Raw genomic sequence first — 15,923 nt, forward strand, 5'->3', positions numbered from 1 at the left:
TTGCGGAAGCATTATACTTTCGTAATTTGTACAAAACTTTCTTGGAAAACCAAGAGTAACAACTGAGCCGGAACAATTTCTTGTAATGCAATGTTCCATTCAGCTAATTTTGCCTGTAGGGTAGGATAAATTTGTGGGTAATCGCCATGAAAATAAAGTGCTTCTAAGTCAACAGCTAAGACACCAGTAATACTCTGGATGGTGGCAATAATAGAATCTGAAGTAATAGTTTGTCCGAAGGTTTGTTGCTGAAAACAATACTGAGAATTGAAAGCTTCTTTAATCTGAGATTTGATACTTAAAATATCGGAATTTTCAGCTATGATTATCTTGACTTGAAACTGAAACAATAAGGGTACAAAAGACTCAATTTGTATCGGTTGTGAATGAATACTTAATTTTTTAATTTCTTGATATAAATCCTGACAAAGCTGCGAGTTTTTAGAAATCTGAACACCGTCATTAGCAGCAATAGTAAGATGAATTAATTGTTGATATCCATTCCACAAAACTTGTGCCTTAGCTTGAGCAATACCGGGGAAAGTAATCGCCAAATCTTCATAGTCATTTAAGGAAACTATCCGACCTAAAGTTCTCACAAATAGAGGTGCTATTTGCCGAATATTAGCCATTTTTTCGGGATTTCTACCCCCAGATGCAGGAATCGGATTAATAACTTTATCTACTCCTGGTTGGCGGTTAGCCATAATGCTTAATTGTCCCCTATCAACGTTCCCATCTTCACCAATACCTGTACGATAAGTTGCCAAGATATTTTCCCGTCCTGTGGGGAGACGAGATCCTTGTTTACCATCACCAAATGTTATGGTAGCTTTTCCTTGCTCGCAAACTTGTAGTAAATAATCATGACTATCAGTAGTGGAGTTAAATAAATTAGAAACTTGATGCCAAATAATTTCAGAATTATTGACATTAGTGAAGTTAAAATTTGATTGTCTTTCTACTGCTATTGTTAAGGTACTCAGGTTTTTTATCCCGTTAGGGTTAGGAAGAAAAATTAAAGGATGTCTTTGTAATGCAAACTTTTGATTTTTTTGGGCTGAATTACCACTTCCTAAAATTTCATTACGGATAGTTTCCCCTTGGGTAGCTCTGGCCACATTCCCACAGACTGTTACTGTTTTGCCATCATACACAAATTCTAAAGACTTAGTTAAACTCACGACCGTATGATTATTATTTTTGTTAATTACATCTGCAACAACTGTGATTTCACTAATTGAAGAAGAAGAATTAACGGCAGATTCGCAAATTATTTGATCCGATTGAGCTATCAATTTAATTTCGGGACTATCGGGAGATTGCAAAAACCAGTAATACATATCTGCATATTGTGGATGAGAAACTGGAGCTTTTAGCACTTCAAATTGAGGAGTATATTCTACGATTAGTTGTCTAAAACTTTGCCGAATCAAGAAGGTATTGCCGTGATTATTTGACAATCTCCAACAGCGATCAACTTGTTCCACCTTGATAGTTGTACTAATATCTAATTCTTGGTTATTATCTTGAAATATTTTGCTCAATTGCTCAGTAATAAAACCTTGATTTAATAGTTCTTTAAATTCCGAAGAGATAGCAAATAATTGCTGTTGCTTAAGCGGAGTTGGTTCTAAACTTTCGGCAGATTGTAAATAAGCAGTTGTTCCTGTTCCAACATAAAGATTATTTTCGCCATCTAAAGTTAAGGTTTTGATATTGTTAGAAATACCTAAAGGCCAAAATATCCATGTTTCCCCTTGATTGAGAGAATAAAAAAGTCCTCCCCTTTCTGTTCCAGCATAGAGGATGTCTTGAGGAGAAATTAGTAAACACTGAATATGTTGATCTAAGAGTCCGAAATTTCTTTCTTTCCAAGTTATACCTTGATCAGAAGAATAAAAAATTCCTCCCCCATCAGTTCCAGCAAAAAGCTGTCCTTGAGAGTCACTTACTAAGCTTTTAATTTTCCAAACGTTTAATCTTTGAATGACAGCTTTTTCCTCTAATTCTGGAATAGTACAGCGATAGACTCCCTCTTCATTAGTTCCCACATAGAGATAGCTAGGAGTCCAAAGTAAATCTGATATTTTTTGATCGCTAAAACCGAGAGAAATCCACTGGGAATCATGATAATAAAAAACGCCTTTTTCTGTACCACAATACAAATCTCCTCGCGGACTGAATATGAAACTTAAGACAGGCTCTTTTAAATTTCCTAAAAGACTCCATTCATCCGTTGATGGCTTATAATAATAGACTCCATCTTCAGTCGCAGAGACTAATTCTTGAGAGGAACTTAGCAGAATTTTAGTAGCTTTTATAATATTTTTACCAAGTCTTGACCATCGGTCATCTTTGTAGATAAAAATTCCTATTTCTGTGGCTACAATTAAATTATTATTGGGATTAAAACTTAAAGACTCAACTGAAATATTCTCTAAGCCTAACAGATTCCATTTTTTATCGTTATTATGATAAACTCCCCCTAAAGAGCCAATAATTATCCCTCTAGGTCTTTTTCCCGTAATACTCAAAGTTTGCCCTTTAGCTAATCCTAAACTCTCACCATTTAGGTTAATTTCTAATCCTTTTACTAGGGTAGGAGGTGATGAGGAAGACGCAGATAATTTAAGAGATATTGTTTGTAGAAAAACTTGGGTATTGCGTAAATTAAACTGACTGAGCTTTGGCGTTTCATGACTATCAATTTCAAGACGGGTAATTGAAGTGTTAATTGTAAAGTCAGAAGCTACAAGATTGAGAACGGTTTTTACCTGATAAATACCTACGATTGGAGTCGGTATTTGCTGTCTCAGAATCACAAAACTTCCTGGAATTATTGAGGAATAAACTTTATCTAAGTCAATATAATTATCCGGCAAATAAAAGTTAGGCCAGTCTTGATCTTTAAATTCACCTAAAGGAGTAGCGATCGCAATTTTATTTTTATTATTAGTTGCCACAGCTTCGATATTTTGGACAGGATCAAGTAATCGCCATTGGTTTCCATGATTGTCACTTGAAAACAATCCTTGATTTGTTCCTGCTAACAAAATGATCTGGTTTTGATTTTGTAATGTCCCTAAAGAACTGACTACAATATTATCATTAGGAGATGCTAAACCATTATTAACTAACTGCCAATTATTGCCATTATTTTGAGACCGAAAAATCCCTGCTTCTGTCACTACAAAAAGATAGCAAATTTGACTGTGAGGCTCTTGATAGTGAACAATAGATTTAATAGTAATCGCCGTTTCTGTACTGGGAGAACAGTTATTCAATCTTGGTAATTTTGCCGAGATTGAAGCGACTTGTTTCTGATAATTTGGTAAACCCTTATTTAGCGATTGCCAACAGTTTCCTTGATCAGAAGAACCAAAAATACCTAAGTTTGTTCCCGCATAAAGATAGCCATTAACAGGATTAATGACTAGGGCATAAATAATCAGAGAAGTTTGTCCAGTTTGTTCATTATAATGGGGTAAGCCTCGATTGGTTGGTTGCCAACGTTCGCCCCCCATTGTTAATTGAAAAACGCCATTATCTGTCCCAACAAAAACATTGGCTGGTTTTGATAAATCATGGTTATTCCAAACTATTGAACGAACAATTGTTCCAGGTAGAGTAGCATTAACTAATTTACGGTTGGATTCTGTTTCTACTATCCTTAATGATCCTTGAAGACGATCCCAACTTTCTCCTCCATCAACGGAACGAAATACCCCCCCATTGACAGTACCTACGAATAATTGTTCGTCAGAGGTTAGCAATAGGGAAAAGACCGGTTGTTGGGACAATCCCCCCGTTATTTTTTCCCAATGATCGCCTTGATTTTTTTTTCGATAAAGTCCCTTATTTGTGCCTAAAAATACTGTTTCGTCGGTAGTAATTACTAAGCTTTGCCATTTGAGATCGGGTAAATTGGTATTATTACTTACCCAAGATTGACCCTGATTATCGCTCAGAAAAATTCCCCCTAAACGAGTGCTATATTGCACTTTAGTACGCTCAGGAAGACGATTCCAGAAGGGAGCGTTGTGGCCAAAAAGTTTGGCTTGTTGTTTAAAAGTAAGTGCTTGGGGTAAGCTGTCTGATGTCAAGGATAAGGTTTTTCCTTGAGTTAAAGGGGTTTGCCATAGTGCTAGGGTGTAACCTTGGCTTTTGTTGACTTCTACCTCGTGTAACAGACGAAATTCCGCGACTGTTTGCGGCGATCGCTGGTTAGAATTTTCTCTCAATAATAGAAGAGGACTATTGGGTTTTAACCCTGTAGTTGTCCCGGCAACGCGGATACCTGTTGCCCCATAATTGAGGTTTATTTGAGGAGAAACAGTCGGCTGATAGATTTTAATGGCATTCCAAGCGGCACGGGCAACAATGCTTTCGCTGGTTTCAAAAATAACGGGTTTTTGATTGAGTTTAGGCAGACTTTGAACGCGGGTTTGGGGACCGGCGGGAATGATAATTTCACTGGGGATACCTTGAGCAACTCTGAGGGTAAAAGCAAGGTAAGTGGTAGCACCCAAGCCGGGATCTGGTTGATAACCTAAACTGCGGACTAATTGTTCTACGGAGAAACTTTCGATGCTGGTGCTTAAATAGCCTTCATTGATAATGCGTTCGTTATAAAAGGTGAGAATGTCCCCTAAAACTGCCCAAATTTTCAAGAAAGCAAGGGCGATATCATTAGAAACTAATCTAGATGTATTGAGATTAGCGAGAGGTTGCGTGACAAAAAGTTGATCGTTGGTAATGATTTCTTTGGGAGCTTGCGCTAACATCCCTATCAAAAAGGTGCTGTAAGTTCCTGCTCGATAGCTGAGTTGCGTTAGACCAGGGGGATTATAACAGTTTAAGTGATACCATGATTCTGTTGTATCGCCTTGGGCGATAAGATTTGCTTTGGCTAAGTGTAACAGTTCAGAATTTTCGCCCATCACAATTGTTAGGAGTTAGTAATAATCGGCTCTTCTGGTTTTCTGGTTTTCTGGTTTTTGTGTGGAAACGAGGTCTATATAGTTTCTTCCTCGGCTCGACTGAGCTTCGCCGAACGTCAAAATAGTCCTAAAAGTGTTGCCTAGTAAGCAGTTCACGATTCCATAAACAAAAATCATCACACAAAGTAGAGAAGATACTAATAATCTCAGGGTAATCGCATGTTGATAGAGTTCTCAAATTCCGAGGAGTTAGGTCTAAAATTCGATGGGCAACTCAGGCTTTGACCTGCACAAGGCGACCGAATCTCTGGTTTTGCCAGTCATTATGGCCTAACAAACCCCGAACTGAGCTTATCTACTCAGTTCCTTAAATTCCCAAAACTCCTGATCAACTACAAGATTAACATCTACCTCCCCTCTCTGTCAAAGGCACTGGCGGCTAAGATTTTCACCATGAAATCATTGTTCATGCTTGCCGTATACCGTTTCATCTTTAGGCTCATTTTTGAGGGTTCTCGCTTTAACAGATTCACACTTAAACGGCGCAACAGACCTAGGTTTTCCGCTCCATAGCCTAGACGAATCCAACTAGCATCTTCATTAAAGGTAACATCGAGTACCCAATGGAGACTATTTTCGATACTCCAATGTCCGCGAATCACCTCGGCCTGTTTTTGGGCATCCGCTGCTAAACTACTGATGAAGAAGCGAATTTCTGTAGTAGTTTTATTCCATAATTGGCGGACACTGCCAACCATGACTAGGGTGGTTAGGCCAGGCCACAGACTCTGCCGATGCAGGGGCGGTAATTGAGACACTGGCACTACCCAAATTTGACGGGTTTCGAGCCGGTGATGCCCCGACTCCACCTTTTCGTGGTAGCTGTATTCAATCCCTTGCCAATCCCCGGCTATAGCTTGGTCAAACCAGCCTTCTACTTGTTGAAAGAGCTTGCCCTGATTGCCTTTGAGGGCTAAGACGTAATCTCCGGACCCGGACTTGATTTGTTGGGCAATTTCAGTCTGGGTTCCCATGGCATCCAAGGTGACTATCGCTCCCTTGAGATTGAGCAATTGCAGCATCCGCGGCACGGCGGTAATTTCATTGGATTTACTGTCCACTTTTTCTTGGGCTAAGACTAACCCATGTTCGCTACTCCAAGCACTGACGGTGTGCAAAGCTTTCAACTTTTCCTCTCGGTCATAAGAATTCTTGGCCGTTTTCCCATCTATAGGGATTAGTTCTATGTTCAATTTCTCGGTGATTTCCTCTATCCAAGCGAGGAATCCTGACTGTAATTGCTTGGGTTCTAGCATCCCTAGCACTCTGCCAAAGGTATCGTGGGAAGGTATCCCCTTCGGTAGGTCTAAAAATGTTTCCAACCAAGATTGCTTGGCTTGACCGTGGGCTTCTATGGCGGCAAACCCATCGGCACCAGCTAATACCGCCAAGATAGCTATGGTAATTATCGATACTAGGCTATGATTGCGCCCCCTGTCCGCTCTCGGGTCTTCTAGATGCTGAAAATGTTTCAAGACACTGTTTCTTCAGAGCTTTGCCTCTCGCTCTTGCTTGGGGTTTAAAACTAGGAGACCAAAACCGGATGCCATGCTCAACTGTTACACCATGTGACTTTTTGCTTCCTCTCAGATTAACTCCTCTCAGTTCGCCCTGCTAGGCATGACATTCAGTCACCTCTGTCTGTTACATTTTATACAAAACGACGTGCGATTACCCTGCTAATAATCTCTACTTCATTAAGACTATCGATTGCAATTGTAGCCTAGTCTTGATTATCCGATTGAGATAGATCTGTATGTATCTTATCTGCAAGTTTTGAAAGGTTCGTGTCAAAAAATCTTTTCTGGTAATGTTTTGCATATTTTTGAAGAACTAATTTGCTATATTTTGAAGGATTTTCTTTAAATATGTTATGTTCTTTTATTTTGTCTTGATCTTCTGGTGTTTTCGCACTTTCCGCATCTTTTGGCAACTGTCCTAAGTTGATTTGATTGCCCGTCTTTATAGCCTCTCTTCTCTTAGCGACTAACTCACTTAACAATAAATTTTCAGGATCTTCTGGAGGAAGATAACTGAAATGAGCGACATGGGCTTGCTCGTGCTCTAGGGTTGATTCTTGTGCTGCTGGACTAGGCTTTTCATTTAAAGTAATTATGTTTTCTGTAGGAGAGTAGTTTCCTCCCTCTTTCCAATCAAGTGGCTTATATTCAACTGGTGTTTTTTCTATTGGCGTTTTCCATGGGCCTTTCCCATAAGATGTATCTGGTTTAGATAAAAAAGATCTTGATGACAAGGGGCGAGATGATGTATCTGGTTTAGGAAATACACCTACTTTAGATAAAAAAGATCTTGATGACCAGGGGCGAGATAGCGAATTCGCTGAAGAGGAGCCAGCTTGCCGTCGTGTAAACAAGGAGCGATTGAGTGAGTACATAGTTTTTATACAACTAACTATCAAAACCTCCCTCAATGATAAACTTAATTCTGCCTTTTTTGAGTTCTTTGACAAGATTTAACACTTGAATTACTTCAAACGGGGATACCTCAATCACCCCTGTGTCTAATTCATTACCCGAAAGTCGATCTAAACGCTGAAATTGAGTCGCTTCAACCCGAACCACGTTCTGAACTTGTGAAGCACGAGCGATAATCTGGCTTAAATAAAGGGGTTGACCCAATTTAAAGCGATCTGGGTAGAAAAATCCTTTTTCTCCATCGGGAAAAATAACCGAACTAAAAGCCAAATTCAAGATACCTAATACCTGATTCGGCACAGTATGAGGCTTAATATACACCTTGAGGGTAATGGCGACTGGCACAAATTGTGCGCTCTTTACCACTAAATCTGTACTAATTATTGCCCAAGGAGTCAAATAATCCTTAATTTCTGCTGCAAATGCTGGATCTACAGATCGCCCTTCATGACGAAGAACATAGATAAAGAGAGTATTCCAACTACCTGTCCATTGACGAATAGCGATCGCTTGCACAACATCAGGATAGGTTTCGGTTCTCGCTGCATAGTCTGCTTCCGTGACACAACGTTTTTGAGTATAAAAAACTACTGGTGCATTCAGACGAATTTCTTCAAGAGATTCAGGTTCTTCCCCCCCTTGGGCAGGCATCGGATTACGAATACCTATAATGTTAAAATCATCACTTACAATAGTTGTAATAGTTTCTTTATCCACATTTCCTTCAATGCCATTTCCTAACCGATAAATAGGCTGAAATTGATGTCCGATTGAGGGTCTTTTGCCAAATTTACCGTCGCCAAACCGTAGATAAACTAAACCATATTCTTCCATTTCCACAACAAAATCTTGGCTAAATGGATTACTAGCAAGTAAATCTTTTTTGGCGATCCAAATATTACTATTGCCAATTATTTGAGGAGGAAAAAATGAGTAAAGTCCTCCTAATTCTTGCAAGAGAATAGCGGGGGTTGCTTGATGAGGTTTTTGTTCTAAAGTTTTTTTAGCTGATTGTTTCTTGGCGATCTTGGACTGAAAAGGAACTCGAAACGTCAGCACTCCATTTGGACAGAAATGAGGACGATATTTTCCCTGTTCTGGAACAGTATCTAGGAGCTTATTATTATTAATAGTACAGCCATGATCTGCTAGAACAATATTGCCTCTAACCACCGTACAATCTTGCTGATAATGTCCCTCATTTGTTAAGCTAGACACAACCAAATCAAAAGATAATCTATCTTCTAGCAGCCATTCAATTTCAGTTATTTCTTGAGAGTAAATTTTATCATGACTTAGTTGAGGTTTTTGACTTAATCTCACCTCCTGACGATGTTGATAGTTAGCATTTTCTGCTAAACCAGTTTGGGGATTAATAACTTCCTCAAAAATCAAAATATCTCCCTGTTGCAAGTTAGGAAAATGTCCTTTTAAAGTCGCCTTAGTTGTTCCTTTTTTTAGGAAAAATTGAGGACTTTCACCAGTATAAAAATACATTTCATTATGTTGAACATAAAGAGAGATTGTCTCCATCGTTTCAAACACTTGCTCTGAATTATTAGCCAGTTGAATACGTTGCTTATATTCATTAACTAAAATTCGTTTAGGGGCGGGTTGATTGTGTGTCAATAGGGGTGTTCCAATCGGTAAAACAGTATTTCCCGTTACTTGTACTTGTACCCAAACCCTAGCATTACATCCTTCTGATACCCGATAATCTAGTAATCTAGCATGACGAGTTAAAGAAAGCCTCCGTCGCGCCGTTCCTAAATAGCTTTCTGTAGCCACAGCATCTTGATAATAACTGAGATAATCAGCTACATAAGCGAGTAAATCAACTAAAACAATCCCTAAATCAGCTTCGTGATGTTCTTGCCATTGGGGGAGTAATAACGTTAAATAATCAAGCATTAATTGCCGAAAGCTTTGATAATCTTTAGCTAAATAATTAATTTCAATAGGTAATTGTAAAGGTGGTGGTAAATCAGTAGGAGACTGAGGATGAATCGGAATTATGTTATCTGGCCATAAACTAAAAGGTAATTGAGATAACACGGAGTCTAAAGACTTGATATCGATTAATATGAGAAGGTAAAAACCGAGCCAATCCTCATTTTTCGTGGTTAAATTTAGTTCTAATTGTACATAATTTTTAATGTAACTCACTGACTCAACTTTTAAAGGTGCTGTTTTTTTTTGTAGTGTTTTAATTTGAAAATTGGCGGGAGTCAAATTATGGGGAATATGTTGCTTATTAGGTTGATCAGGAGAAGGTGAAACAAAATAAGCTCTTAAATACCATTGTTGTTCTTGTTGTTCTATTTCAAGAAAATCCAGTCCGATTAAGTTAGGGTGTTTACTAACATTTAATCGACGTTGTAACTGGACATAAGAACTAAATTGATCGGTCATTTCCATTGACGATTTCCCCTCAACATTCAAATTTAACTCGATACCGTTCTTGACTAATCAGAATAGCATATTCAATCCAAATTGTTACCTTAGAATCTTCTGCTCTAACCTCTACCATTGCTACCTGAATGACATCTCCTAGCCACTGACTAAGGGCAGCTTGTACCATCGCTTGAGTAACGGCTACGATTTCCATATTAGTGGTAAAAACTAATCGTTGCAACCCACAACCAAAGGAAGGTAAATTAACCCTTTCTCCCGGCATGGTAAAGAGAATTTGTTCGATCATTTGATAGATATGCTGATTATAGTCGGTAGTGGCGACTAAACCTTGATTATTCAGGTTAAAAGGGAAGGCAATTTCCATATTTTTTGTGGCTCTTCGGTTTGTGTTATGCAATGAAAGGAGGTTATAAGAGATGGAACCCATATAGAGAAAGGCATTTAGCGATTTTTGTCAATTATTTTTGCTCTAGAGCGAACTAATCAATTAAGTCTCTTGCCAGATAAGGATTTAGTCGATTTATGCCCCCCTATCGAACCATAACAAGTAACGAAGAGCCTTTTTTGTTGATGTTTATAGTCATTTCAGATAAGTCTGATACAGTGTAGACCGACAAAACCCTTATGAACTCTGGGATTGATATTCTCAATCTTAATTGAAATGACTATAATTTCATTTGGTTTAATCCAGTTTCAGGTTAAGACTTACGCAACATCCTTATATTTAGGGCTTGCTGAATAATGGTAAAATCCTTGTTGGTTAAGACTTTTAGACTTTTTGTCAATCAAAAAGTACCAGATATGGGAGTGATCGGGGGAAAATTCCAGGACTTTTTTCCTGAAAATTAGGTAATAGAAAATCGGTAAAACCCTACACCCCCCTGCCCCCACGAAAAACTTTTTGCCGCAACCCCTATTTAGGGTGGGCTGTGCAACATAACAAAACTCTAAATAACATATCATACTAAATCCGTTGAGTATAGGCTACATATCAGGACAGGCACTCATGCAAAAGGGAGAATAAATAATCAGTCTTTAATAACTAGATTTAGTATCAAGTTTTGATTTTCGTAAGTTATGCTGTATTCTAAGGAGATTTACGTTAAATAAAGAGGACTTGCTGACCATCAACCAATAAATCTCCTGTCACCTCGACTAAACCTGTGATAGCAATTAAACCTGTGATAGCAATATCAACCGAAGTAATTTCAGTCGCACCGAGTGCTGTAATGGCGATATCAGCCCCCCCCGTGACTTCTACCGCTCCCCCTGCTTCTATTGCTATATCAGCCCCCCCCGTGACTTCTACCGCTCCCCCTGCTTCTATTGCTATATCTGTACTGGCGGTTATTTCGGCCGCTGCCGTCGCTGTTACTGTCACATCACCCGCATTAATTAAAACCGCTTCTTCATTTAAGATCACAGTTGATTCGGGAATTTCTGAGGTAATGGCCGCTTCTGTCATGGAAATCGTACCGGGAGGAAATTCGAGAGTAATTCCTTCTTCAGTAACTAATTTAATGATGGCAGGAGCAGCATTAATTTCAATTCCCGTCGAATTAAAAACCATTTTTAAGGGAGTCGCCACAGCTTCAGGGGAACATTCTAAAGTAAAGCCTCCCACTTCCGGTAGATCATTGAGTACCATCTTGATCAACTCGGTTTTAAATATTTTAGTTGCAGGATTAGGCAATTCTTCGGGACCACTTGGTACTTGACCTTCATCCCAAAAACAGCCCACCCAAATGGGATAATTAGGATCGCCCCCTTCAAATTCCAGCCAAACATTAGCCCCAACCGGGGGAATCGCATAAAACCCAACGCCCGGACCTGCATAAGGAATACAAGGTAAAGCCCAATTTAAGATAGAACCATAAACCGCCGCTACTTCTGCTTGAATTCGTCCTAATCCTAATGGATCTTCATTATTCCGCACGATCCCTCGATACTTACCATAAAAACGCTGTCCGCCATCAGAGAACCCAGTATCTGCATTATTCGTCGGGTTGGAACAAGGTGAAAAATTGCCATTCATCGTAATTAAACAGAATTAGATTAAGATTAGGGTTGAACAAAATTCGTCAGACTTCCTAAACCAGAACGGGTCAGGGTAAATTGTTGTTGGTAATTCCCTCGTGCGATCTTGTGGCTAACACTTTGGACATAATATTGACCATCATAGCTATAACCGACACCTCGAACCCCCACAATACCCGGTGCTTGCAAAATATGCCCGTAACGGAGAGTATTCAATTGTCCTTGAGCAACCACGACTTTATCTATCGATAAATCGGTAATCGCTTGGGCTTTTGCTAAAGCATCTAGGGAACCGAGACGGGGATCCGTAAACTGTTGGGTTCGTACAAAGGGCAGAGACAGTTCTAACGGTTGCTGTTCAGACTGAGATAGGGGCTTTCGGGTACTATTGGTAGTAACAATGGGGATGTCTTCTGATAATTCGGGTTGAAGGGGATCGGATTGGGCAAAACCATAGACTAGGGTAGGTGATAGGGCATCATAGCAAAAGTTAATCGATTCTACGTTGGTCGCCGGTCCCATGTCCACAGTCAAAGCGGGTTGTGGGTTTCCTGTGCGTAAAGGGGGACCCCAATAAGCAATATTGCTCAAGAAAGTTTGTCCCGGTCTCATATAAAAAAGATAACCATGTCTGGCGGCTAGTTGCTGAAGATAAGCGCGATCAGTGGCATTTTGTTGGGGAACCCAGTCAACTTGTAACGATTGATAAGTGGGCAACGTAGCAGAAAATACATCGGCGATAATTAAACCAAGCCAAGGTATATATTTAGCGAGAATTAATTCAACAATTGTAGTATGCCCTAAATTTGGATATTCGGTTGAGTATTCATACATATCCATGACAATACTAACATCTTCCCCTGTCACCGATAACATAGCTGCCCCAAATTCTTGAGAGTGAATTAATTCTTGTTGAGTAATAAATCCATCTATTAAAATACTCGGTATTCCGTTAAGTGTGATAATCAGAATTACTCGATTTTTAGGGGTGAGGAGGGGACTTCTCAATAACTCATAATCGGTACTTAGTCCTTTGGTTCGATCAGCATGAAACAATAATTGAAACTTCGACGAACTTTGATCGCTTTGAGTAATCTCGACACTTTGCAGGGATTCAGCAATAAATTGAGGCGCAGGACTGGGACGATTTTTTCCTAATGCTAATCTTAGCGTAATACCTGTTCCCGTCATGATTATTCTCCAGGTATTTGGGGAATCGCAACTTTTAAAATGCGACCTGGCCGTTCAGTCAAATCTATAGGATTCATCCCATTATTTGCATCCGCAATCCGCCAAAATAACAGAGGATTACCTAATGTTTTAGACGCAATAATATCTAACCGATCACCATCATTAACCTTAACATTCGTGAGAAAGGGTAAATCTTGACCTTGAGGAAGAAAACGACGGCGTTTATAAATAATTTCCTGCCCAGTAGAACTCGTATATAGAGCATTGGCAATAGCATAATAGCGACTGGTATGATCAAACATTTAGACTTAAAATCCTCCTCAATTTCAATGGTTTATCTAAGTTGATTGATATTCACTTCCAACATCTGACTGGAAGTATTAATGGCACTACGAGACATAGATTGTAAGATATTTTGATAGGCACTAAATTGATGGTATTGAGGGTTAGAAGAACTCAAATCTGAGTAGTTTAACACTCGCATACTCAAGGAAACCGTCGCTCGAAGAGGATTAAGGCGAGCATCAAACAATTCTTCCACAATTGTATAGCTATTGATTCTCACAGGAAGCACCCTCTGAAGGCCCCAAACCAAGTAAATATCAGGAGAGGTCAAAGATGCTACTTCTAGCGTGCCATTTGCTAGTAAAGATTGATTCTTTTGGACTTGATTAAGGGAAGGAAAAGCTAAAAGTTCTAAGGCGGCTAAATAAGGATAAATGCCTAATTGAACTGTAATCGGATCATCGTGGCACAGTTTATCGGAAGCATCTAACTGGATATCTATGTTGATTATTTCAACGGGTGCGCCTGTATAGCGGATGGCAAGAGAACGGTTATTTTCATCACCTCCTGCCATTTGGGGTTCTAAGGATCGTTGCAAGCGATTAGGATTATATTGAAAAGGAATGACTTGCGGTGTCCTACTATCAGGATTAACAAAGACTAATGCACCGCTAAAAATACGAGAACCGCGCAAACCATTAACAGAAATCACAACAATTATCGCCTTAGTTAGTTAATTGATTAAAATACTGCATCCGATCATTTCTGTGAGGTAATTCACGACTGAGAATCTATTTTACGAATGAACCACTGTACACTCCCATTCAAATTATCATTATGAGTAGTATTTTTATCAATACTAATACCATGAACTTTTTGACGCACCCCTTGTTGAGTCATTTGATATCCTCTAACAGCAACATCGGGAACAGTACTCAAGGAATGCCAATAGTGTTGAAATTTGATATCCTTGTATAATTCTGAACTGTTTAAAATAGAATTAGCCCCTACATACAAACCAGGTAGATAGCCAGCTTCGTTTACTTGATCGAACCAATTGTTGCAGTAATTTACTACGTCTTGGAAAGTTGCGTGTAGATCAATTCCCTCTAAGTCTAACCAGACATTGACTTTAGCGGGAAACCCGACTGTTCTGGCGTTTTCGACGGATGCTTTACCATGGTTTTCCCCCAGTGTGGTACTTGGTCTCCAACCCGGAGAAAGCACGTGCTGGACGAGCATCAAAGCTAACCCAGCATTTAGAATGGCATCGGCTTCCTTTTTGTTTAAATCTTGGGGATTTTCTTGGGAAAGGGAAAGATAGCGTAAGCAGAAACGATAACCGCTTTGATAAAATAATCTCGCATTAGCCAAGTTTAGCATATCATCGGTGTCAAATCCAGTTTCTCCCGCAGATGCTGATTCGACTATTCCAGTTAAGGTTGTCATCTGTCTAACGAACTAAAGATTATATGTTAAATCTTAGCATCAAAATTTTTGGTTCTTCTCGACTTTGTGTGATAATTTTTACTTATGGAATTGTTAAGTGCTTAGTGCTTATGTGCTTAGTGCTTATGTGCTTAGTGCTTATGTGCTTATGGGAGCATCTCATTTATGCAAGTGAGTAATTATACTTACCCCTAAAACTGTTTTCTAGCAAGGCTTTCAAAATAGCTTGACATAAAAACCTGATTTGGGGGTTACAAAGGTGAGATGCTCCCAGTGCTTATTGGGCAAGATTTAGGACTATTTTGCCGAAAAAACTCTCGGTATAGACTTCGTTTCCACACAGAAACCAGAATATCCGATAATCCTTTATCAGTAGCTTAATAGATAACTTAAATTTTCTGGTTCTTCGGTTTGTCTTATGCAATGGACGGGGTTATAAGGAATGAAACCTTTATAGAGACAGACATTGCCGCAATTTTTGTCAATTGTTTGCGATCTGGAGCGAACTAATCAATTAAATCCCTTGCCAGATAAGGATTAAGTCGATTTATGCTCCCACATCGAACCATACCAAGTAACGAAGAACCAATATTTTTGGCATTAAGAGTTTCTTCCATCTTCATAACTCGGAAAGCAACAAAAAAGCACCCCCTCGCGGGAGTGCCTTTTCGTTCAGACTAGGAATTAACCATTGATAGCAGGAGCGGTCAGAGCCACAGGAGCCTGTTCGCCACTAGCTAAGTCTAAGGGGAAGTTATGTGCATTACGCTCGTGCATTACTTCCATACCGATACCAGCGCGGTTTAACACATCGGCCCAAGTACCAATTACACGACCTTGAGAATCGAGAATCGACTGGTTGAAGTTGAAACCGTTGAGGTTAAACGCCATGGTGCTAACACCCATTGCGGTGAACCAGATACCGATTACCGGCCAAGCACCCAAGAAGAAGTGCAGAGAACGGCTATTATTGAAAGAAGCGTATTGGAAGATTAAACGTCCGAAGTAACCGTGAGCGGCAACGATATTGTAGGTTTCTTCCTCTTGACCGAATTTGTAACCGTAGTTCTGAGATTCGATTTCCGTGGTTTCACGCACTAAAGAAGAA

12 protein-coding genes are annotated in these 15,923 nt (G+C 39.5%); all 12 read right to left on the reverse strand.

Going from position 1 to position 15,923, the window contains the following annotated elements; translation table 11 throughout:
- Positions 1–11: 11 nt before the first annotated feature.
- Positions 12–4,943, reverse strand: coding sequence for a putative baseplate assembly protein (locus tag IM473_RS15190; RefSeq protein WP_287660287.1), 4,932 nt, complete (start codon positions 4,941–4,943; stop codon positions 12–14).
- Positions 4,944–5,350: 407 nt separating this feature from the next.
- Positions 5,351–6,478, reverse strand: coding sequence for an ISAs1 family transposase (locus tag IM473_RS15195; protein WP_287660288.1), 1,128 nt, complete (start codon positions 6,476–6,478; stop codon positions 5,351–5,353).
- Between the two features lie 248 nt (positions 6,479–6,726).
- Positions 6,727–7,398, reverse strand: a complete 672-nt coding sequence (locus IM473_RS15200; RefSeq protein ID WP_287660289.1) for a hypothetical protein — start codon at positions 7,396–7,398, stop codon at positions 6,727–6,729.
- A gap of 13 nt (positions 7,399–7,411) precedes the next feature.
- Complete coding sequence (locus IM473_RS15205) at positions 7,412–9,850, reverse strand: baseplate J/gp47 family protein (RefSeq protein ID WP_287660290.1); 2,439 nt, start codon at positions 9,848–9,850, stop codon at positions 7,412–7,414.
- Positions 9,851–9,869: 19 nt separating this feature from the next.
- Positions 9,870–10,217, reverse strand: a complete 348-nt coding sequence (locus IM473_RS15210) for a GPW/gp25 family protein (protein ID WP_287660291.1) — start codon at positions 10,215–10,217, stop codon at positions 9,870–9,872.
- Positions 10,218–10,558: 341 nt separating this feature from the next.
- Complete coding sequence (locus IM473_RS15215) at positions 10,559–10,744, reverse strand: hypothetical protein (RefSeq protein ID WP_287660297.1); 186 nt, start codon at positions 10,742–10,744, stop codon at positions 10,559–10,561.
- Between the two features lie 211 nt (positions 10,745–10,955).
- A complete protein-coding gene (locus IM473_RS15220) occupies positions 10,956–11,888 on the reverse strand; it encodes a phage baseplate assembly protein V (RefSeq protein ID WP_287660292.1) in 933 nt (310 codons plus the stop codon).
- A 26-nt stretch (positions 11,889–11,914) separates the two neighbouring features.
- Complete coding sequence (locus tag IM473_RS15225; protein ID WP_287660293.1) at positions 11,915–13,081, reverse strand: hypothetical protein; 1,167 nt, start codon at positions 13,079–13,081, stop codon at positions 11,915–11,917.
- Positions 13,082–13,083: 2 nt separating this feature from the next.
- A complete protein-coding gene (locus tag IM473_RS15230) occupies positions 13,084–13,383 on the reverse strand; it encodes a hypothetical protein (RefSeq protein WP_287660294.1) in 300 nt (99 codons plus the stop codon).
- Between the two features lie 32 nt (positions 13,384–13,415).
- Positions 13,416–14,078, reverse strand: coding sequence for a hypothetical protein (locus IM473_RS15235; protein ID WP_287660295.1), 663 nt, complete (start codon positions 14,076–14,078; stop codon positions 13,416–13,418).
- A gap of 65 nt (positions 14,079–14,143) precedes the next feature.
- Complete coding sequence (locus IM473_RS15240; protein ID WP_287660296.1) at positions 14,144–14,815, reverse strand: DUF1906 domain-containing protein; 672 nt, start codon at positions 14,813–14,815, stop codon at positions 14,144–14,146.
- Between the two features lie 684 nt (positions 14,816–15,499).
- A partial coding sequence (locus tag IM473_RS15245) for a photosynthetic reaction center family protein (RefSeq protein WP_502845931.1) occupies positions 15,500–15,923 on the reverse strand: 424 nt, incomplete at its 5' end.

The organism is Microcystis sp. M015S2, from assembly GCF_020245945.1.
In the GTDB taxonomy this organism is placed as follows: domain Bacteria; phylum Cyanobacteriota; class Cyanobacteriia; order Cyanobacteriales; family Microcystaceae; genus Microcystis.